The following is a 19704-nucleotide window of genomic DNA, read 5'->3' on the forward strand; positions in this document are numbered from 1 at the left end:
ATCAGTTATCAGTTTTCAGTTATCACCTGTATCCTATTCCCTGTTCCCTGTTCCCTGTTTATTAAAATTCTCTTCTTAAGAAGATAAAAATAGTTATTGCTAACAGCATGAAGCTGTACAGTAAGCCGTAAGTTGCATTACCTATTAATGTAACTGGATCAGGTATTGCTTGCAGTCCATAAACGGCATCGTTTTTTAAATCTAAGCGAGATAAATTGGGGAGAATAAGATATAAGCCTTGGGTAATCCTTTCTACACCAGGGTTTTGACTAAGATGACCAAGTGCAACTAAATCTTGTGTAATATTCCCCATTAAATAGACTGCAAATGTTAAAGGGGTAGCTATGAGGGAACTGGTAAAAACTCCTAATGTAATAGCAACAGCACTAATTAATGTTAATTGTAAGAATAAAAAGAGTACAGCAATGAGAATGGTGGTTGTGGGATAGGGTATTTTACCAAGTTGTAAAAATACTAAATAAATTGCTGTCATTGCTGCTATAAGTACAGCTAATACACCTGATAATCCTAAGTATTTACTGGTGATAAATTCACTGCGACTGATGGGTTTAGCAATTAACATGAGAATGGTGCGCTTTTCAATTTCTTTGTTCACTAGTGCTGTACCAATAAAGACGACAACGATTAAGCCGATGATATTCATTCCTGCTAAACCAAAGTCTAAGAAGATTTTGTCTTGGGTTGTAGCTGCAAATTCAAAAATTGCGCGGTTACCAACTGCGAGGATAATTGCATAAAAACCGATGATGTACAGGATGCGATCGCGTATCACTTCCTGAAACACATTTTTGGCCATTACAAAAGTTCTGCTTGGATTCATATTGTTTGTTGTTTGAATTTTGAATTTTGAATTTTGAATTTTCATTGCTTCGGTGGTGGTGAGCCTATAAAAAATTTGTTGGTGCGATCGCATTCTATTTCTGCTACTGCGTTTTGATTTTCTGGTTTGTTGACGGCTGCAACTGGTTGAATTAAACAAGATTTCTGGAGATAAAATCCGCGTGTATTTGCACTTGGACCTGTCCAAATTGTCAGAATATCTAATCTATATCCTGATTTGACATTGACTACACGGGCTTCAATCCCCCATAGTCCCTGTTCATCGTATTTTTCTAGGTTTTTATAAATGACACCCTTACCTAAATTTCCCATTTGCTGGTTCGCTTCTATTAACCATTTCTCTACTTCTGACCAAGGTTTTTTAAATATTTGTTCTTCTATTAGTGGTTGCATTCTATTTAAAATAATATTACCGTTTTGAGGTGTTTTGGATTTTGGTTCTAGTCTAATTACAAAAGTGCTACGCAGAAAATTCTGTGCAGATAAGCTAGGATATTCTTTTAACCATTGATCTAGAACAAAGTAAAACTGAAGCCAGCAACTGATTAACATCGACCAAGCCAGCAAAATGATAACTTTTTGGCGTACTTCTAGTTTGGGAATGGCAGCTTTTGAAGTTGTACCTGTACCTGCAAAAAATTCTGGTATAGCTGTAATGATGGCTGCAATGGTTGGCCAGAAAACGATAGTTTTAGGTGTGACTACATTTACTTCATGTCCAAAGGCAAAAACACTGACTAAGAATCCGGTTATTAATGCTCCCACTGGCATGAAAGTACCAGGAACTCTTAAAGGATTGTCTGTAGTATACCAAGCTGTACCAGCTATCAAAAATAACCAACCCGAAAATGCAATTATATCTTTAATAAAACCTATGGCAAGATATGAAATTCCCCATGAGAAAACACTTAAATATATCAATGTCTGCCAAGAAAAAGCCTTGAGAGGCATGATCACTTTTTGAATTCCTAAGAATAGATCCTGAATAAATTTAAAGATCAGTATTACTTCTTTAAACAATGATGAATTCATAGTATCACCTTAAATTAATTGTATTTCATTAAGTTAGTTTAGTCCTATAGATAAATTGCGAATTAGTAAAATTAAAGTTATGGCTGTATAGCTCATAGAATTTGCTATTAATGTAGTAGTAATTAGGTTAGTATTTTGCAATTGCATTTTTTCAATTCTGTATAATTTTTGTTGTTGAGAGGTTTCAATTTTTTCTTTTTCCCCAATTTCACTTAAGGTAATAATTAGAACTTTGAGTAATAAAAACTTGATCAAAAAAGTACCAAGGAAGATTAAAGAAGCCAGAAAAATTATGGTACTCTGTGTTCCAGGATTCTTAAAGTTATTAAAAAATATATAGCTTATTAATTCTGATTTTAATTTAACGTCTAATCTTGGCTCAACTAGAAAAAATATATTCCATCCAAAGACGCTAGAAAAAACGTTTATGGCTAGGGCATAAAAAATACTGGTTTTTTTGTCAAATTTTAGCCATCTATGCAAAACATACCCTTCTATGGAAATGGCAACTAGTAAAAATAAAGTTTCAAACAACATTGCACCGATGGGCAAAATTCTGGGAAGTGACAATTCTTCAGGCATAAACTGTCAAAAGTAGGAGTTAATTTTTTTTAGAGTATAACGGATGATTGTGGAAATCATCTCATTCTTATTACCATTTTTTATCCTTTTTTGCCAGTATATTTTGATTAATATTATTAATACATCGGATTGCACCTTATACGGTTATGTTAGTTAAAATTAGCCTGCCTCATTGGTCAAAAGGTTGGGTAAAATAAGAAACCACCACGTTATAGCATTTCCAGAGATGACAAGAAATGGGATCGGTATTCGCACAGCGCAAGTGCGTTCTGAACGGCTCACTGGTCAAATTCACGTCTATGATGGCATTGGGAAAGGTAAGTCCCAAGCGGCTTTAGGGGTAGTTCTGCGCTCGATTGGTTTGGGAATAAATACACCAAGTGATTCTAATCGCGTCTTATTGTTGAGGTTTTTGAAGGGGCCAGAACGTGATTATGATGAAGATGGGGCGATCGCCGCTTTACAGCGTGGTTTTCCTCATTTGATTGATCAGGTTCGCACGGGGAGGGCGGAGTTTTTTGGACATGATGAGATTACTCCTTTTGATAGAACAGAAGCTGCGCGGGGTTGGGATGTGGCCAAGGGTGCGATCGCATCTGGGTTGTATTCAGTTGTGGTTTTAGACGAAATTAACCCGGTTCTAGATTTGGGTTTACTCGCTGTGAATGAGGTGGTACAAACTTTAAAATCTAAACCCCAGGAATTGGAAATCATTGCGACTGGACGGGGTGCACCCCAACAGCTACTAGATATTGCCGATTTACATTCGGAAATGAAACCTCAGCACCATCCCACGGCTGAAGCACTTTTCCTGGAAGGAATTGAAATTTATACTGGGTTAGGTAAGGGTAAATCTACTAGTGCTTTGGGTAAGGCCTTACAGGCTATTGGCAGAGGGATAAATCACCCTGGGTCTACGCGTGTATTAATTATGCAGTGGCTGAAGGGTGGCAGTGGTTATACGGAAGATGCGGCGATCGCAGCTTTGCAAAAGTCTTATCCTGAAGTGGTAGATCATCAACGTTGTGGACGGGATGCCATTGTTTGGCGGAATTCTCGGCAAGAATTAGACTATGTGGAAGCAGAGAGAGGTTGGGAAATTGCCAAAACTGCGATCGCATCTGGAATCTATAAAACCATCATTCTCGATGAACTTAACCCTACTGTTGATTTAGAACTACTTCCTGTTGACCCGATTGTTCAAGCTTTGCTGCGTAAACCCCGCGATACAGAAGTTATTATTACCGGTCGTTGTCAAAATCAACCTGCATATTTTGACTTAGCCAGCATTCATTCGGAGGTTTATTGTCATAAGCACTATGCTAATCAAGGGGTGGAATTAAAGCGAGGGGTAGATTTTTAACTTTATGGGCGGGGTTTTCCCGTCCTGATTCTATCTTATTCCGTATTCAGCATTATAGACTTAAAAACTACATAGTCTTCCATCAACCAGTAGCGCCGACAACTTTCTATATTCCAAACCTCTGTCAACATTCCAGATGTAACTAACCAATGAAATTTTTTGGCTGTGCATAGCCAACTAACATCAAATGCTAGTATTTTTTGCAAGACTTCTTTGCGCCGATCTGTCAGCTTCTCGAATACACGCTAAAACTCTTGTTGATTCATCTTTTGTTTTGATTGCATCAGTTAGAGATGATTTATAAAGTAAATGTTTAGGAGACAAGAGGAAGTAGCATAATTCTAGTCATAAGAGGATAGGATATATAGCCCCTTCCCTCATTTGTGTTAAACGCTCATAATCCTTGCTTAGACGATGATATTAGTTAAACCACCCAAATGTTCTTTCTACTACCCAGGGTTGTGGTAAAACTTTAAATTCTTGCTCAGTAGGTCCTATGACTTCAACATGAGCTTAAATCATGAACCAAACTGCAAGTGCAAATTTATCACCGTCATAACCGGAATCAACCCATAAAACTTGGACTTTTTCCAATAATTCTGTGGGTTCCTCTAGCAGTTCCATTAGTGCATAGGCAGCAAGTATTCATTCTGGGGCATTCGCTTCACTAACAACAACTTTCAACACAAGTCCCAGGCTATCAACCAACTAAAGTCTGCCCCTTTCTTCCTTTTACCTTTTTACATCCGTCAAAACCATACACATCCCCTTTTTTTGGTCAGTGTTGACCGACTGACTGTCTGCAGCGAGCGCGGTAGGTTGTGTTGATTTACCTAATTTCGAGCGAACTTGACCACCCAATGTATGGTTGAATTTTTCCCAAACCCCCTGGCCCTGCCATTTACTGTAATAGCTATATACCGTTGACCTTGGCGGGAAGTCACCTGGAAGCATATTCCATTGACATCCAGTTTTCAAATGATAATAGATGGAATTACATATTTCACCCATATCTGTTGTGGGTGGATGCCCTCCTTCTTTGGCTGGTGGAATCAATGGGGCCAGGATTTCCCACTCCATATCAGTTAAGTCTGTGGGGTAAGACTTTCATTCCATGAGTAGCTATGTAAATACACTAGATTTTATGTATCCTATCCTTCCAACATTCCTTTTCTACTCCCCTTTACATTTACTTTATTAATAGCCTCTTATTATATATTCACGTTTGTGACTATTTTACAGGTAAAGTTGTTAAAAGCACGAATATGGTAATTGAAGGATATCTGGGTACTGAGTTACTGATACACCATTTTGATGGTAGTCAAGGACAATATCAAGGATATGTAGTGAGACGAAGAGTTTATTTGCTGGGAGCTAGGATATTTGATGAATTAACTACAGAAGTGGCTAATCTTTCCGATTCTTTGAGAGTGTATATGAGCTGTATCATTAACGTTAATTTTAAGTGGTTTGGGCATTGGTTAACATATCTAAGTTAAGCTGGACATTTTCGGCAGTAACTGTATTTACAAAATAAATAATTTATCTAACCTTCTTAACTTAGAGTGGTTTTTTTTCTTACATTTAAAATTAATTTCACAAAATCTAATTATTCCCCCTTCTCACTAGAAAGGGGGAATAAGATATGCTTAGAAAAACCAACCGTAAGAATGTAAACCCTTACCTAAAATATTTACACCCAAATAACAAATCCAAACTACAACAAAACCACCCGCAGCTAAAATTGCTGGTTTTCTACCTTGCCAACCACGAGTTATTCTGGAGTGCAAATAGGCTGCAAAAACTAACCAAGTGATTAAAGCCCAAGTTTCCTTTGGGTCCCAACTCCAATAAGAACCCCATGCTTCATTAGCCCAAACACCACCTGCAATAATACCAATGGTCAGTAGGGGAAATCCCAAACCGATAATGCGATAACTGATATTATCTAAGGTTTCAGCTAGGCTGAGGCGTTGGGGTGAAAGCCTTTCACTTGAGGCGATGTTTTGCGTTTCTGCAACAGTTACTAAATCTAAAACAGCAGTACCATGACCGTTGTTACTGCTTTCCAAGCGAGAGAACCCATTATTTTCCGGTGAGGGTGTTGAGGGTTGAGTAACTAACTCTCCAGCTTTGAGTAATTTGTAACCATTCCTGCGATAGCTACCTGTGCCTACGGAACTACCCTGTAATTGGATATTTTGCCCGCGAGTAACAATTAAAAATGCGATCCCTAACAAAGAGCCTACCATCAAAGCCGAATAACTCAGCATCATCACGCTGACATGCATCATTAACCAATTCGACTTTAAAGCCGGAACTAAAGGTTCCGAGACTTGCATTGTTGATGGTAGTGTCAAAGTAGCAAAAGCTGCAATTCCCATTGCTACAGGAGCAGTGACAACTCCCACCAAGCGACTACGACTGGTATTTTCTGCAATTAGATGGACAGCCGTAATTCCCCAAGTCAGGAAAAATAGAGACTCATAGAGATTGCTGAGGGGAAAATAACCTGCTTCAATCCATCTTGCGCCTAGTAGAGCCGCAATACACAAATTTGCGATCGCCATTCCACCCGTCCCCAAAGCCGTAGTCACCGATAAACTCGGAAAAGCCGCCCCCACCCAATAAACCAGCATAGTGCAGAATAAGACAGCAAAGGAGGCATTATCTAACCAGTTCTGGAGTACAATCAGATTCATAAATTCTTCTCCCTAGTGAATCAGTTATAAGTTATCAGTTATCAGACTGAGTTAGACAATAAACCCAACTCAAACCCTTGATCACGGTTCACTGATTTAATTCCGACTATCCTGATCCTATCTACTTTTGGTAACAGGAGGTTGGTAATTGGTATTCTTCCCAGTCCCCAGTCCCCTCAAGTCCTCAACTATTTACCTTTTTTCAGTTCCACAAAAATGTCATATTCCTGACTACGATTATCGTTGACAGCAGTTGTTATACCTATAGTTTGTATAGCAGAAAGTAATGCTTGTTGACCAGGAGATTCAAGATTGAGAGGAAAACTTTTAACAGTCCGTTCCATATCCAAGAAAAATTGACCCTTGGCTGGATTTAATTCCTTGGGAACGGTTTGTTGAAAACGTAGAGTGTTGGCTAGAGTATTGTTGGGTTTAGGAACAATTTTATCGCTGATGGGAGCGCCGAAGCCGAAAAAAACCACATTGTCATCTAACCAACCATGAGTAGCCGTTAAAGTCCCAAAAGGTGAAATCCAGTTAACAACGGGTTTACCCCCAACAGTAGCTGATTCAACTTTAAACTGGTATTGATTTTTCAGCACATCATCAAGATTTTGTAAAGCAGTTTCAGCCGATTGCCGTACCCCAGCTTTACCATCACTTACCTTAACCATAAATACTAAACCAGCCCGAAAGTTATCCGGTGAACCATCTCGTGAAGTATTAGGAATTACCGAAACTGAAAATTCCCCCTTCATCCAACTCAGTAAATCTTGATCTAAATCCAAATTTGTTAAAGATTTTACACCCCGTCGCAGTTCTTCGGGTTTGATTGGTGCCAACGGATTTCCCCCAGAAGTAGAAACATAGTCTGCCCACAACCGCTTTAAGTTACTACCAGACAACATCATTAAGGTTTCGCTGGGGAGGCGATTTTGCATACTTCCAGCTTTATTTTCTACCGCCAAAACTCTTTGACTATTAGGGCTTAACCAAGAAATACCCTTTAAACGCACTCCTTCAGATTCTAAGTTCAGAGTTCCCGCTAAACCTTGGTTATTCTGAAGTTGGGCAAGAACCTGAACAGGTAAACGTCGATTAGGGGCTGTCGCCGCTATTTTTGCAGCCAAGGGTACATTTATATAAAATTGAGCAAACGGTTGATAACTAGAGGTTTTTGAGAAATTTTCTGCAAAGCCTACTAATGTTGCTACAGATGTTTGATTTTTATAAGCATCAATTGTTTTTTCTGTGGCTTTAGCATTATCTGTAATTACAAGCAATTGCTGATTTATTAATGTTGCTGACAGCTTTTCTCCAGCTTTTCCTTCAGTTTGCTTAATTGCGATTCCCCGATAAGTAAGCTCAGTCGATTTACCTTGTTTAAGGGTTTGAGATTGTGCCAACATCTTTTTAGCAATTGCTGGGTTTTTGATTGGCAGCACCATCACCATTGACTGTTCATAAGGAATATTAGCCTCAGTAGCTACTGGTTTCAGCACTGGCTTGACTACTGGGGGAGGCAAAACAGCAATGGTGACCTCATCCCCCACCCAAGGTTGAATATCCTTCTCGAAATTGTAGCCATTATTGGTTAACCAGCGATCACGCAGTTGCACCAAATTTTTATCCAGTTCCTTTTGAGTTTCTGGTGTCCCAAATTCCCTCAACTTTTGCCATTGTTTAGTATCTGTTGTTAAAGAAACTGCAAACAAGGCATCTTGAGGAATAATATTTGCACCCACTGGCAAACTTCTAGAAAACGGTCGTCCTTGGGTAAAAAACCAATGAGCAAAACTGCCTACACCAATCAATAACGCCGCAGCTGATAATGTCAGTACTAAAGACCGCTTCTTTTTTTTCTTCTCAGACACAATAGGTAGCGTCATTGCAACTTATACCTATAATTAAGAATACTTACTAACTGAATAAATTCAGTTTATGATCGATCTTTTAAATCGTTTCAGAAATCAAGAAAATCCGTCCTTTTAGGACGGGGTTTTAAACCCCGATTTTCGATAAAACCCTAGAGCTTACACCCTTCTTGTTGACCCAAATATTTAGTTAAATAAGGTGAAAAAACCTCATAAATCAAAGTTAGAGGGTGTCCATGATGCCAAAACAAATAATGGCGACCCCAAAAAGGACCAACTTCATCAAAGCCTGACTCCAGCGGGGCTGAGTAACCACAGTAAATTCCTTTGATATCTCGATACAACTCTGTACGGATACGAGCTAAACTCGCCCAAATCGGTAAAGAACGGTTTTGCAAAAACTCATCAACATGACTAGCCTCCCACCAGGAAGTAGCATAACCCAAACGCTGACCAGAGGGAGTACGCAGCCATACCTGTCGGCGCAGTCTGGGCCCTCGAACAGCTTGAATTAAACTAGGAGCATTATCCGAATTCATGCCAATCAAAGACATATCAATCACATCCACTTCTATTGGCTCACAAGTGAGTAATTGTAAGTGTCTGGTTGGAGAACCATCACCCAAAAGCAGCAATTGCCATGCTGGTGCTAACTGAGTGTGAGGCAAACCTTTTTGAATATCCTCTTCTCCACCTTGCCAAATAGGATTTAGGCGATGCCAATCGGTTGGCAGTATTAAGTTATTTGTGGGCGTAACAATAGTAGTCAATTTTATTTACAAATCTTTACCTATTTCTATGAAAGCACAAAAAACCCAGATTCCTATTGGGAGACTGGGTAAAATATCCTGACAAATCCATCATTAAAAATTTTGGGTAGCCGATAATTAATAAATTGAGCAACAAAATCGCTCAAAATTTAAAAATGCGGATGGCGAGACTCGAACTCGCAAGGCAAAGCCACACGCACCTCAAGCGTGCGCGTATACCAATTCCGCCACATCCGCACAAGTTGAATAGAACCATAATATAGCATAAGAAATAGATAAAAGCAAATATTTTCCAGTTTTTTCCCAAAATGTTTTAATCAGGGAATAGACAAGAGGCAGAAGGCAGGACTAAGTAGGTGGGCGTAAATATTTGTCCTTAGGAGCAGGCAGGGGGAATTGGTCATGGGGCATTAGAAAAATTACTTCCCCATCTCCCTCATCTCCCTCATCTTCCCAATCCCCAGTCCCCAATCCCTGAAAATTTTTGAGAATTTACAGTAATGCGACAGCTTTATTTCCACGGGATAGGAGAGAATGTCAATCTATTGGTACTAATATCGCAGCTTGAAAATGAAGTTTGACAAAATCTTAATTGCCAATCGGGGAGAAATAGCTCTTCGCATTCTCCGCGCCTGTGAAGAAATGGGAATCGCGACGGTTGCCATTCACTCCACCGTTGACCGGAATGCTCTCCATGTCCAACTTGCTGACGAAGCCGTTTGTATTGGCGAACCTGCCAGCAGTAAAAGTTATTTGAATATTCCCAATATTATTGCCGCTGCCTTAACACGCGGCGCTACTGCTATTCATCCTGGTTATGGCTTTTTGGCAGAAAATGCCCGATTTGCAGAAATCTGTGCTGATCATCAAATTGTTTTTATTGGACCCACTCCTGAAGCCATTCGGTTAATGGGCGATAAATCCACAGCGAAAGAAACCATGCAAAAAGCAGGAGTACCAACTGTACCAGGTAGTGATGGCTTGGTAGAATCCGACCAGGAAGGTAAGCTCATCGCGAAAGATATCGGTTATCCTGTCATGATTAAAGCCACAGCCGGAGGTGGTGGACGGGGTATGCGGCTTGTTCTTTCTGAAGATGAATTTGTCAAACTTTTTCTAGCAGCCCAAGGAGAAGCAGGAGCAGCTTTTGGCAATGCTGGCGTTTATATAGAAAAATCTATTGAACGTCCGCGTCACATTGAATTTCAAATTTTAGCGGATAGCTACGGCAATGTTATCCATTTAGGTGAAAGAGATTGTTCAATTCAGCGACGTAATCAAAAACTTTTAGAAGAAGCCCCCAGCCCTGCACTAGATGAGGAACTCAGGGAAAGAATGGGACAAGCAGCCGTAAAAGCCGCCCGATTCATTAACTACACTGGGGCTGGTACTATTGAGTTTCTGTTGGATAAGTCCGGTAAATTCTACTTTATGGAAATGAACACCCGGATTCAAGTTGAGCATCCAGTTACAGAAATGGTTACTGGTATAGACTTACTTGTTGAACAAATTCGCATTGCTCAAGGTGAAAGACTCCAGTTAACGCAAGAGCAAGTGATTTTAAGAGGTCATGCCATCGAATGCCGTATTAATGCCGAAGACCCAGAACATGATTTTCGTCCTTCCCCTGGCAAAATCAGCGGCTATCTACCCCCCGGAGGACCCGGAGTGCGGATTGATTCCCATGTGTATACAGATTACCAGATTCCGCCTTATTATGACTCCCTCATCGGTAAGCTAATTGTGTGGGGTCCCGACCGATCTACAGCCATTAACCGCATGAAACGGGCCTTGAGAGAGTGTGCAATCACTGGTCTACCCACAACTATTGGATTTCATCAAAAGATTATGGAAACCCCGCAGTTTTTACAAGGCAACGTTTATACCAATTTTGTGCAGGAAATGAAAGAGCAGTGATTGGTGATTGGTGATTGATGATTGGTGATTGGGAAAGATCTTCATCCCTTCCTCCCATTCGTCTGATACTAACGGCGTAAGCCTTCTCCCCTCTTCTCTTTCCTATCACCTGTCACCCTTTGGGGTATGCCTCCGGCGCGCTGACTCACCTGTCACTTGTCACCTAATTAACACACGCCATCATGGTCAGTAATCCTTGTTGGCCTAGTAAAATTTCGCGGATAAAACTGAAAATACCGACCCAGATAATGGGGGTAATATCCACCCCACCAATGGGTTGTACTACCTTTCGCAATAGCACTAAAAATGGTTCTGTCGGCCAAGCAATGAGATTGAAAGGCAACCGATTGAGATTCACTTGTGGATACCAAGTGAGAATGATGCGGAAAATAAACAAAAAGGTCATGATTCCCAAAACGGGACTGAGAATCCAAACAGTCAGGTTAATACCAGTCATGGCTTTGAGTTACTATCTATCTGTGAGGAAATCAAATCAAAAAAAACTTGGGGGCGTAAGCCAGAAAAGTTTAAGCTTTCTAAAGCATTCTCTCTCACATTGTAACCAAATGCTGTCATTTTCTCGAACAGGTAACAAATAACAGATAACTGTTAATGGCTTCTCAAGAAAGTGATACACCATTAAAATTAAAATGAACTGTGTAAAAAAAGGTTGAGAACTATGACACCCTCTTTAGCAAATTTTCTTTGGAGTCTGGTTTGGGGTACTGCTATTGTGGTAATCCCTGCTACTGTTGGCTTGATTTTCATCAGTCAGAAAGATAAGATCCAACGTTCTTAACGTTTTTGGGGAATAGGGAATAGATGACAGGTAACAGATGACAGGTGGTATATTTTGTGTTTTCCCCATCTCCCTCATCTCGCTCATCCTCCCAATCCCCAGTCTCCAATAAGGGTAAACAGCTTCAAAGATTCTTTGCCAGATGCTTTGAAGCTTAAATATATTTTCAGTAGCTAGAGTAGTGATTTTAATGTTGACTCGCTAATATAGATTTGATATTGGGAAAACAGCAATGATAAATTTTGGGCTGAACTCAGCCAGTGTTTTGGCTCAGGTAAATTTTGGGGCTAACTCAGCCAGTATTCTGGGAATTTTCCTGGCTGTGGCTGGGGCAGCACTGTATTTTCTCCGCACTGTGCGTCCAGAACTGTCACGAGATCAGGATATCTTTTTTGCGGCAGTGGGTTTGTTATGCGGATTTATTCTTATTTTTCAAGGATGGCGACTTGACCCAATTTTGCAATTTGGTCAGTTGTTGTTGGTTGGCTCTACTGTATTTTTTGCGGTTGAAAGTATTCGTCTCAGGAGTATAGCCACCCAACAAGCGAAACGGAATACTCCGATTGTGGATGATGAGCGAGAGGTAAGCAGAAAATATTCTTACTCTGATCGTCGAAATTATCAAGCAGAGATGGATGCAGATTTAGAACCCCTACCTTATTACGAGGAAGAGGAAGAAGATCGTCCTGTACGTGCTAAAATTCGTGGTAGCAAAGATGAGCGTTCAGGACGTGAGGATTACTATGAGGATCAAGCTCCCCGTCGTTTAGAACGTCGTAATACTAGAGAAAAACCTGAAACTACAGAAAAGAAACGTCGTACTAGTAGTTATAGCCGTTCGGTAAATCGCCCTAGTGAAAGTTATGAACAGGAAAATTGGGGTTCTGTTTCCAGGGAAGTTGATGATTGGGAAAGTTCTCAAGAGGAAGTAAGAAAAACGCCACGGCGCACTACTAGTAATAGACCTCAGCGCCCAGCAAGTAGTGAGGACGATGTTGCTCCTAGACCTAGAAAAGGCCGTCCACCTGTTGACTCTTCTCCTCCCAGAGAAAGGTATGATGAGGCTATTCCCACTGATTATGTACCATATAATCCAATTGAAAAGCCAAATGATGGTTCAGATAATGCTAACGACTTTGATGATGAGATTTAAGACATTTGGGTGATGGTACTTTCAAAGGCGACGGAAAACGGTTAATGTGAAAACATTTACTTTTACATTGTGGCTCCAAAGACGCATTCATTGGAGCCTTGTTTTTAGTTTGACTGGTTTACTTATGTCTTGTGGTTCTGGTGATATTCCTCTTGGGGTCTCTTCGCTCAATAGTCGTTTTACTGAGGAACAACCTGCTTTAAGTGGAAATGGTCGCTTTTTGGCGTTTGTTTCTAATCGAAATGGTAATCAGCAATTATTGATGTACGATTTGCAAACGCAAAGTTTTATTCCCACACCAGGTTTAAATCGTCGAGCAACTATTGCTGAAAGCCCTAGTTTGAGCTATACAGGTCGTTATATTTGTTATTTAACTAGCGAGCAAGGTAGACCAGTGATAGCTCTTTACGATCGCGCTATGCAACAATCACAAATCCTTACTCCTACCTATCGCGGTTGGGTGAGAAATCCTGATATCAGTCCTGATGGACGTTATGTTGTGTTTGAATCTGCTAGTCGTGGACAATGGGATGTTGAAGTTTTAGACAGAGGTCCGACTGTAGAGTTAGATATTTCCAATGGTTCAACTGTGAGTAATTAAAAATTAAAAATTAAAAATTAAAAATTAAAAATCAAGAATAACTAATGACCAATGAGTAATGACCAATTACAAATTACCAATTATTTCATTTTTAAGCTCTAGTTTATTAACTGGGTGTTTTGGCTACCCACGTATATTAAGTTATCCGTTTGATCCAGGTGGTCGGGGTCTGAACAGTCTGGCTTCAGAGTTAAATCCGCAACTTTCTGGAAGATATATTCTATTTACTACTGACCGTCGGGGTAGCCAAGATGTTTATATGTTTGATACGGTGTCACAGAACTTGGTGGACTTACCGGGTTTAAATGCCTTTGATACTATCGCTTCTCATCCTTCTGTTACTCAAGATGGTCGTTATGTTGTATTTGTTGCCAGTCATCTGGGGCGATCAAGTATTTTTCTATATGACCGGGAAACACGCCAATCAAGGAACTTAACTGCTAATCTCCAAGCAGAAGTCTGTAATCCGACAATTAGTGCTGATGGGAATACGATCGCATTTGAGTTTAGCAATAATGGGCAATGGGATATTTTACTGTATGACCGTTCTGGACAACAGTTGAATATTCCTCAAGAACCAAGATAATTTGTAATTCGTAATTATCACAATTAATCCCAGTCCCCAATCCCCAATCAGGATTCAGCTTTTTGTACAGATTCGATGAGCGAGCGCACTTGTTGTGTACCTTCTGAGGGTTCAAAGTAGAGGGGAAATTTACCCCGGACAAGCATCCGCAAACCTAGAGGTGCAAGACTGAGTAATCCTTGTAAGTCGCGGAAGTAGTTACCAACTATTTGGATACCAAATTGGCGTTCATCAATCCAACCACCTGCTTTTACTAACTCTATCAATACTTTGCGGTGACGAATTGAACGGCTATCGCTGGCTTGTTTGCGAGCGAGAATTTCTTGTTTAATTTTGGTAATTTGTTCTAATGGTGCTACTTCCATTGGACAAACTGAGTCACAGTAAAAACAGCGAGTACAACCCCAAACTCCTTTAGTACCTTCGTTGTAGTTTTCCAAGCGATTTTCTGTATTACTATCGCGGGAATCTGCCACCATGCGATATGCTTTGGCGAGGGCATGGGGTCCGACAAAGTCAGAATTAACTTCACGGGCGTTGCACTCTGAATAACAAGCACCGCACATAATACAATTACCAGTTTGATCTAGCAGTGATCGCTCTTGTGGTGTTTGCAAAAATTCTTTTTCTGGTACTTGTCGTGCTGCTGTACTTACATAAGGCGCAACTGCTTCTAAGTTATTCCAAAAAATGCTCATATCCACGACCAAATCCTTAATTACAGGCATATTACCCAAAGGGGCAATTGTGATTTCGTGTATGGTCTTATTTTGGGTTTTTGGTGATTGGATATGTTGTAATCTAGCCAGTTGACTGCCAACATTTTCTTTACAGGCTAAAGCCGAAAGTCCATTAATTTGCATAGAACAGCTGCCACAAATAGTATTGCGGCAATTTTTGCGAAATGCTAAAGTTCCATCTTGTTCCCACTTAATCCGATTCAGACAATCGAGGATTGTATTTCCTGGTTCTACCTGCAAAGGATAAGTTTGCACAACGGCCGCAGAGTTTTCTTGTTGCCGAATAATCTTAAAAATAACTTCCATTATTACCAACCAAATTCTTAAAATTGCTTTACCTGGTGCAAAAATCATCTGTACAGGCAGGTTGTTGTCAAAAATTAGCCATTTATTTCAGATCAGTGGCTAAATAACCTGACGAATAATTCCTTCATGGTACAAGCCCCCGGATTTATCCGTGGGGTGAATCCAAAATTCTGTTACAGGATGACACTGAAGGCATTCATGATTCCATTTCTAGGATAACCATTCAAATTTTAGTTGTAGAAGTGCTGTGGGTGAAATTTATCTCCTGCAAGTAAGCTAAGAGGAAAAATTAATATTACAAGACCTTTGGCTTCAGAGGGAAAGGGAAAAGGTTTTAATTCAACCCTTAATCTTGATCCAGGCTGCTAGGTAAGTAGGCAATAAGGAATGCCCTTTACCCCTACTAATCAAAAAAACATTGATGATGCTTCTGTCAATCACAAGTTTACTGTCCATACTTCACACTTCTTTCGTCAAGCCCTAGTTATAAAAAGTCTTCAAGCAGTAGTGAAGCAAAAATTTTTTGAATATAGAGAAGTGTCAAAGCGGCAGAAATAATTTGGTCATGGCTATAAAGCAGGGGATAGATATGGTAAATTGATTTTTACCCTAGATGTGCAGAATAATCGGAGAGATTTTGACTGATGATAATAAACATGGCGCAAAATACCCCATGCTTTTTGTTTGATCTATATCAATAAAACCTGCGCTTAACTCACTCACTCAAAACTCCTCGTGTCGATCAGATTAATTTTTATAAAAGTCTTGACTCATTACTCATGACAGCATAAAGCCTTTTAAAAAATCTCCACTGCTTTTTCGCTGCCCAAGTCCAGGGATCTAGAAAAAAATTAAATTGCAAATTGCTTTTTAATTTAAATAAATATTTTGCTACTATTAGTCCATAATAGTATTTAATATGAAATTACGAACTAACAAAACCAGTACCAATCGCCGTACAAGTGCGGCGGTGGCTGCTTTGTTTATTCGTAATGTAGAGCCAAGAAAATTCATGTCTCTGCTGGCTGGACAACAGGGTGTCTGTCCGTAAGACCATCAACAAATACTATGCTATCCTCAGCTTGAGACGACGAGTAGGGATACCCTTACAAGTTAAACTCAAGGAAGGCAAGCACTAGAAGTGGAAAACCTGCAATTTATTGTTTCTACGACTTTTTTGGAGTAGAAGTAACCTGATTTGTAAAGGTGGGTTAAAAATACACCGCTACAGTAGCGCCAAAAGATAAAATACTTGAATTTCTAATGGCGAATGATGGTTAAAAGTGTTGTAAAATCACCTAAATAAATGTCTGTGACAACCATGACCTCTAATTTAATATGGATAATCTAACCATTTATAGAGGTACTTTGTCCGCTTACATCAGCAGGAATTCATATATCACCCTCCAGTCTTCAGTAGCTCTGTAAATTGGCTAAGAGGCCAAATACAAAGAATAAGACTAGATTGATGATCAGCTTTGAGAAATTAAGGAAATTTTGAGCATAATGACTGAAACTGCAACCGCCCCATTAACTGGAAAAGCACTGCTGGCTAAAGTAAAAGAGCTTTCTAATTTACCACGCCGAGAAAGAGCAAAGCAGTGCGGCTATTACACCGTTACTAAGAATAACCAGGTTCGTGTAAATCTCACTGACTTTTATGATGCTTTGCTGTCAGCTAGAGGCATTCCTCTGAGTCCAGAAGCACCTAAAGATGGCCGTGGTCGCGAACCGACATATCGGGTGAGTGTTCATCAAAATCGCCAGATTGTGATTGGTGCTACGTACACCAAAGCAATGGGCTTAAAGCCTGGTGATGAGTTTGAAATTCGACTAGGTTACAAGCATATTCACTTGATTCAGTTAGGTGAAAGTGATAAAAAATTAACCGCGCCAGATATAGACGCTGACGAAGCAGATTTAGAAGATGAAGAGGAGAATTAAATTTCTCTGATAGTAGGGGTAAGTTTGAGGTGAATGCTTAACAACTTGTCCCTACTGCTACAAATAAATAGTATTTGTAGTTTAAGAATTTATTTACACAACAAAATACGATTTGACCTCTTAGACAAGTTACCAATTGTAGTAGAGTCTTGAATAATTATCAAGAGCCCTATTTTAACCAGAAGTCTATCGTGATTTTCTTGTCTGCTTTCTTATCACTTTTAGAGCCATCAGTCAATACATTACTAGCGTTTTTGAAAAATGCCCCAGTAGTGTTTCTTGTCATGGCTTTTTTTATTGTTTGGGTAGGGTGTTGGTTGCCATTAGCAGGGATAATTACTGTTCTACTGAATTGGCAAGTTAATAAACCTTTACAAACAGAGCAAAAAATACCTTTATTGGTATCTCTCTATTCATTAGCACCTTTAATTCTTTGGGGAGTTAATTGGCTAGGATTTGGATCTTTTGCTGATTATGGCTTAGTAGAGAACCATACTATTTGGGTTTCTTTATTGCTGGGTTTTGGTTTGGGTGTGTTGGGGCTTGTGATGCTGTTTACTTGCCAACTTTGGCTGGGTTGGTGCTATTTAGAAAAGTCAAATATCAAATTAATACCATCTATTTTGCTACCAATTTATTTGGTGGCCTTATTTGTAGGTGGGATAGAAGAGTTGGTTTTCCGTGGTTTTTTGTTGACTACGCTGGAGAAAGATTATCCAATTTGGATGGCGGCGATTATCTCTAGCTTGATTTTTGCTTTACTACATTTAGTGTGGGAACAACGGGAAACTTTACCCGAAATTCCAGGATTATGGCTGATGGGAATGGTTTTAGTCGTGGCCAGATTAGCTGATAATAAAAATTTAGGGATAGCTTGGGGACTTCATGCTGGTTGGGTGTGGGTGATCGCGACTATAGATACAGCGGGCTTAATAACCTATACAGGAAAAGTTTCAGACTGGTTTACGGGTAAAAACAAAAAATCCCTAGCTGGTTTAGCTGGGGTTTTGTACGTTTTAGCAACAGGAGTAATTCTCTGGTGGTTTTCTCAAAATGAGTTTTAAACAAAAAGATTCCCAATTTTTTAGAGAAGTTGGGGATCTAAGCCAGACCGAAAAAAGGGTGTGGAGTGTAGGGAAAGATAGTTTGTCCTGGACTATAAAAGTTACAAGCCTAGATCCTTCACTTCGTTTAGGACGCTTCGCGATTTATTGATGGAGAAAACAAAAATATGGTTCCAGACACACAGTACCAGAAATACACAGTTCTAATTTGAGACCCCTGATTTTAATCATGGGATTCCCTACACCCCTTTCATTAACTAACCACCAAAACCAGGAATTAACCGCTTCAAGGCGCGACCGACTACATCACCATATCGCAATTCACCACAAAGGATTTTGCCCATAATTTGAGCGCCAGATGGACGTTTAACGCCGACCTTATAACCAATACTGGGAAAACGATAGAACGTGCCGGCTAATTTTTGCGCCCAAGCCATATCAGTTCCCCATTGTTCATTAATGGCCTGAGTATAATTTTCTAAAGCGTTGATATCACCACTCAAGGCATCATGAATAAATTGTGCTGCTAGAACACCGCTAAATATTGAGGGGCGAATACCTTCTGCGGTAAATGGGTCAACTACACAAGCAGCCTCACCAGCTAAAACGGCATTTTGGGTATGTAGTTTTTGATTACCATTCCACAAACAGATGGGATGACCGTACTGCTTGGTCGTTTTGACATCTAGATTAAAGGACTTGGCATAGTCATCCAAAATTTTCTTAAAGTCTTGAGGTTCGCCACCAATAAATGTACCTACACCAATAGAATAGCCATCAGCTTTGGGGAAGTTCCAAATATAGCCGTTTTTCAGCAAGCCGAACTCGAAGTATGCCATGTTGTTGTTGATGACTTCGGCGGGAACTTCGGCTTCTAATGCTCCTGCTAAACGGCGTTTACGGTCTTTAAAACCTAGCCATTTTGCCATTGGCCCTTTTGCTCCATCAGCAGCAATTAAGTAATGACCTGTAACGGATCCATTAGCTGTGTTTACTTGCCAATAATCGCCTTGAAATTCGATGCCTGTGACTTCTGTATAGTCTTTTAGTTCAGCTCCTTGCTTTTGGGCTTGTTGAACTAGAAAATGGTCAAAAACATGTCGCCGCACCATCCAGACTGGTTCTTTGATGCCAATTTTGGCTTCTACGGGATCTTCTAGTTTCCAGGTAAATCGGAGGGAATCTACTTTGACGGAGATTGCGGGGCTAAAGTCGAAGTCAAACCATTGAGTGATCGCTGGTGACACACCACCACCACAAGGTTTATATCTGGGCAGGGATTCTTTTTCTAAAACTAATACTGAGCGTCCCCGTTTGGCTAAATGATATGCTGCTGTTCCACCCGCTGGTCCAGCACCGATGATGATGCAGTCGTACATAATGGCTAAATTTTTGCTTTTTATTTTAATT

At 40.0% G+C, this 19704-nt stretch carries 20 protein-coding genes, 1 tRNA gene and 1 pseudogene; 10 read left to right on the plus strand and 12 right to left on the minus strand.

Features of this window, described 5'->3' with window-relative positions; translation table 11 throughout:
• Positions 1 to 61 precede the first annotated feature (61 nt).
• Genes AAZO_RS00185 through fraC form a run of 3 tightly spaced genes read right to left on the minus strand, consistent with a single transcriptional unit; the run spans position 62 to position 2475 of the window.
• Positions 62 to 886, minus strand: coding sequence for an ABC transporter permease (locus AAZO_RS00185; protein ID WP_266887351.1), 825 nt, complete (start codon positions 884 to 886; stop codon positions 62 to 64).
• On the minus strand, positions 883 to 1893 hold the full coding sequence (fraD, locus tag AAZO_RS00190) for a septal junction protein FraD (RefSeq protein ID WP_013189718.1): 1011 nt from the start codon (positions 1891 to 1893) through the stop codon (positions 883 to 885). Before fraD ends, AAZO_RS00185 begins: the two co-directional genes overlap by 4 nt.
• Positions 1894 to 1926: 33 nt before the next feature.
• Positions 1927 to 2475: a filament integrity protein FraC gene (gene fraC, locus AAZO_RS00195; protein ID WP_013189719.1), complete on the minus strand. Its 549-nt coding sequence runs from the start codon at positions 2473 to 2475 to the stop codon at positions 1927 to 1929.
• Between the two features lie 226 nt (positions 2476 to 2701).
• Between fraC and AAZO_RS00200 the strand changes: the two genes are divergently transcribed.
• Positions 2702 to 3838, plus strand: a complete 1137-nt coding sequence (locus AAZO_RS00200; protein WP_013189720.1) for a cob(I)yrinic acid a,c-diamide adenosyltransferase — start codon at positions 2702 to 2704, stop codon at positions 3836 to 3838.
• 35 nt (positions 3839 to 3873) lie between these two features.
• Here AAZO_RS00200 and AAZO_RS34650 read toward each other — a convergent pair whose 3' ends face one another.
• The gene (locus tag AAZO_RS34650; protein ID WP_187289569.1) at positions 3874 to 4044 is read right to left on the minus strand and encodes a hypothetical protein; all 171 of its coding nucleotides are present in this window, start codon (positions 4042 to 4044) and stop codon (positions 3874 to 3876) included.
• A gap of 107 nt (positions 4045 to 4151) precedes the next feature.
• Positions 4152 to 4918 (minus strand): annotated as a pseudogene (locus tag AAZO_RS28065) (IS5 family transposase).
• Between the two features lie 185 nt (positions 4919 to 5103).
• Here AAZO_RS28065 and AAZO_RS36170 point away from each other — a divergent pair.
• Positions 5104 to 5337 carry a hypothetical protein gene (locus tag AAZO_RS36170; protein ID WP_013189721.1) on the plus strand — a complete coding sequence of 78 codons (234 nt, stop codon included), beginning with the start codon at positions 5104 to 5106 and terminating at the stop codon, positions 5335 to 5337.
• A 150-nt stretch (positions 5338 to 5487) separates the two neighbouring features.
• Here AAZO_RS36170 and ccsB read toward each other — a convergent pair whose 3' ends face one another.
• From ccsB to AAZO_RS00235, 4 genes are all read right to left on the minus strand, one after another.
• Positions 5488 to 6540: a c-type cytochrome biogenesis protein CcsB gene (gene ccsB / locus AAZO_RS00220; RefSeq protein WP_013189722.1), complete on the minus strand. Its 1053-nt coding sequence runs from the start codon at positions 6538 to 6540 to the stop codon at positions 5488 to 5490.
• 188 nt (positions 6541 to 6728) lie between these two features.
• Positions 6729 to 8429 carry a DUF3352 domain-containing protein gene (locus tag AAZO_RS00225; protein WP_013189723.1) on the minus strand — a complete coding sequence of 567 codons (1701 nt, stop codon included), beginning with the start codon at positions 8427 to 8429 and terminating at the stop codon, positions 6729 to 6731.
• 137 nt (positions 8430 to 8566) lie between these two features.
• Positions 8567 to 9184, minus strand: a complete 618-nt coding sequence (locus AAZO_RS00230) for a chorismate lyase (RefSeq protein WP_013189724.1) — start codon at positions 9182 to 9184, stop codon at positions 8567 to 8569.
• Positions 9185 to 9340: 156 nt separating this feature from the next.
• Positions 9341 to 9421: transfer RNA gene (locus AAZO_RS00235), tRNA-Leu, on the minus strand.
• A 333-nt stretch (positions 9422 to 9754) separates the two neighbouring features.
• Here AAZO_RS00235 and accC point away from each other — a divergent pair.
• Positions 9755 to 11101 carry an acetyl-CoA carboxylase biotin carboxylase subunit gene (accC, locus tag AAZO_RS00240; RefSeq protein ID WP_013189725.1) on the plus strand — a complete coding sequence of 449 codons (1347 nt, stop codon included), beginning with the start codon at positions 9755 to 9757 and terminating at the stop codon, positions 11099 to 11101.
• A gap of 163 nt (positions 11102 to 11264) precedes the next feature.
• Here accC and AAZO_RS00245 read toward each other — a convergent pair whose 3' ends face one another.
• Complete coding sequence (locus AAZO_RS00245) at positions 11265 to 11558, minus strand: YggT family protein (protein ID WP_013189726.1); 294 nt, start codon at positions 11556 to 11558, stop codon at positions 11265 to 11267.
• Between the two features lie 222 nt (positions 11559 to 11780).
• Here AAZO_RS00245 and psbX point away from each other — a divergent pair, with 222 nt between their 5' ends.
• The 4 genes from psbX to AAZO_RS00265 all read left to right on the plus strand — a co-directional run bounded on the left by psbX (position 11781) and on the right by AAZO_RS00265 (position 14240).
• Positions 11781 to 11900 carry a photosystem II reaction center X protein gene (psbX, locus tag AAZO_RS00250; RefSeq protein ID WP_013189728.1) on the plus strand — a complete coding sequence of 40 codons (120 nt, stop codon included), beginning with the start codon at positions 11781 to 11783 and terminating at the stop codon, positions 11898 to 11900.
• A 232-nt stretch (positions 11901 to 12132) separates the two neighbouring features.
• Positions 12133 to 13053 carry a Ycf66 family protein gene (locus tag AAZO_RS00255; protein ID WP_013189729.1) on the plus strand — a complete coding sequence of 307 codons (921 nt, stop codon included), beginning with the start codon at positions 12133 to 12135 and terminating at the stop codon, positions 13051 to 13053.
• 46 nt (positions 13054 to 13099) lie between these two features.
• Positions 13100 to 13654: a TolB family protein gene (locus tag AAZO_RS00260; protein WP_013189730.1), complete on the plus strand. Its 555-nt coding sequence runs from the start codon at positions 13100 to 13102 to the stop codon at positions 13652 to 13654.
• Between the two features lie 58 nt (positions 13655 to 13712).
• Positions 13713 to 14240 carry a TolB family protein gene (locus AAZO_RS00265; RefSeq protein ID WP_013189731.1) on the plus strand — a complete coding sequence of 176 codons (528 nt, stop codon included), beginning with the start codon at positions 13713 to 13715 and terminating at the stop codon, positions 14238 to 14240.
• A 47-nt stretch (positions 14241 to 14287) separates the two neighbouring features.
• Here AAZO_RS00265 and AAZO_RS00270 read toward each other — a convergent pair whose 3' ends face one another.
• On the minus strand, positions 14288 to 15286 hold the full coding sequence (locus AAZO_RS00270; RefSeq protein ID WP_187289570.1) for a succinate dehydrogenase/fumarate reductase iron-sulfur subunit: 999 nt from the start codon (positions 15284 to 15286) through the stop codon (positions 14288 to 14290).
• 919 nt (positions 15287 to 16205) lie between these two features.
• Between AAZO_RS00270 and AAZO_RS40745 the strand changes: the two genes are divergently transcribed.
• The 3 genes from AAZO_RS40745 to AAZO_RS00280 all read left to right on the plus strand — a co-directional run bounded on the left by AAZO_RS40745 (position 16206) and on the right by AAZO_RS00280 (position 18294).
• Positions 16206 to 16337 (plus strand): hypothetical protein, encoded by a 132-nt coding sequence (locus AAZO_RS40745; RefSeq protein ID WP_013189734.1) that lies wholly within the window; start codon positions 16206 to 16208, stop codon positions 16335 to 16337.
• Between the two features lie 455 nt (positions 16338 to 16792).
• Positions 16793 to 17230 (plus strand): AbrB family transcriptional regulator, encoded by a 438-nt coding sequence (locus AAZO_RS00275; protein WP_013189735.1) that lies wholly within the window; start codon positions 16793 to 16795, stop codon positions 17228 to 17230.
• A gap of 191 nt (positions 17231 to 17421) precedes the next feature.
• Positions 17422 to 18294 (plus strand): CPBP family intramembrane glutamic endopeptidase, encoded by an 873-nt coding sequence (locus AAZO_RS00280; protein WP_013189736.1) that lies wholly within the window; start codon positions 17422 to 17424, stop codon positions 18292 to 18294.
• 257 nt (positions 18295 to 18551) lie between these two features.
• On the opposite strand, the gene AAZO_RS00285 is transcribed toward AAZO_RS00280, so the two are convergent.
• Positions 18552 to 19673: a geranylgeranyl reductase family protein gene (locus AAZO_RS00285; RefSeq protein WP_013189738.1), complete on the minus strand. Its 1122-nt coding sequence runs from the start codon at positions 19671 to 19673 to the stop codon at positions 18552 to 18554.
• Positions 19674 to 19704 lie beyond the last annotated feature (31 nt).

It is taken from the genome of 'Nostoc azollae' 0708 (genome assembly GCF_000196515.1).
Lineage (GTDB): Bacteria > Cyanobacteriota > Cyanobacteriia > Cyanobacteriales > Nostocaceae > Trichormus_B > Trichormus_B azollae.

Bases quoted from the DNA above. Each gene is read 5' to 3' on its own strand.
- AAZO_RS00200 (WP_013189720.1), top strand. From the start codon at position 2,702: ATGACAAGAAATGGGATCGGTATTCGCACAGCGCAAGTGCGTTCTGAA.
- psbX (WP_013189728.1), top strand. From the start codon at position 11,781: ATGACACCCTCTTTAGCAAATTTTCTTTGGAGTCTGGTTTGGGGTACT.
- AAZO_RS00245 (WP_013189726.1), bottom strand. From the start codon at position 11,558: ATGACTGGTATTAACCTGACTGTTTGGATTCTCAGTCCCGTTTTGGGA.
- AAZO_RS40745 (WP_013189734.1), top strand. From the start codon at position 16,206: ATGAAATTACGAACTAACAAAACCAGTACCAATCGCCGTACAAGTGCG.
- AAZO_RS00255 (WP_013189729.1), top strand. From the start codon at position 12,133: ATGATAAATTTTGGGCTGAACTCAGCCAGTGTTTTGGCTCAGGTAAAT.
- AAZO_RS00225 (WP_013189723.1), bottom strand. From the start codon at position 8,429: ATGACGCTACCTATTGTGTCTGAGAAGAAAAAAAAGAAGCGGTCTTTA.
- fraC (WP_013189719.1), bottom strand. From the start codon at position 2,475: ATGCCTGAAGAATTGTCACTTCCCAGAATTTTGCCCATCGGTGCAATG.
- AAZO_RS36170 (WP_013189721.1), top strand. From the start codon at position 5,104: ATGGTAATTGAAGGATATCTGGGTACTGAGTTACTGATACACCATTTT.
- ccsB (WP_013189722.1), bottom strand. From the start codon at position 6,540: ATGAATCTGATTGTACTCCAGAACTGGTTAGATAATGCCTCCTTTGCT.
- fraD (WP_013189718.1), bottom strand. From the start codon at position 1,893: ATGAATTCATCATTGTTTAAAGAAGTAATACTGATCTTTAAATTTATT.
- AAZO_RS00270 (WP_187289570.1), bottom strand. From the start codon at position 15,286: ATGGAAGTTATTTTTAAGATTATTCGGCAACAAGAAAACTCTGCGGCC.
- AAZO_RS00285 (WP_013189738.1), bottom strand. From the start codon at position 19,673: ATGTACGACTGCATCATCATCGGTGCTGGACCAGCGGGTGGAACAGCA.
- AAZO_RS00275 (WP_013189735.1), top strand. From the start codon at position 16,793: ATGACTGAAACTGCAACCGCCCCATTAACTGGAAAAGCACTGCTGGCT.
- AAZO_RS00185 (WP_266887351.1), bottom strand. From the start codon at position 886: ATGAAAATTCAAAATTCAAAATTCAAAATTCAAACAACAAACAATATG.
- accC (WP_013189725.1), top strand. From the start codon at position 9,755: ATGAAGTTTGACAAAATCTTAATTGCCAATCGGGGAGAAATAGCTCTT.
- AAZO_RS00265 (WP_013189731.1), top strand. From the start codon at position 13,713: ATGACCAATTACAAATTACCAATTATTTCATTTTTAAGCTCTAGTTTA.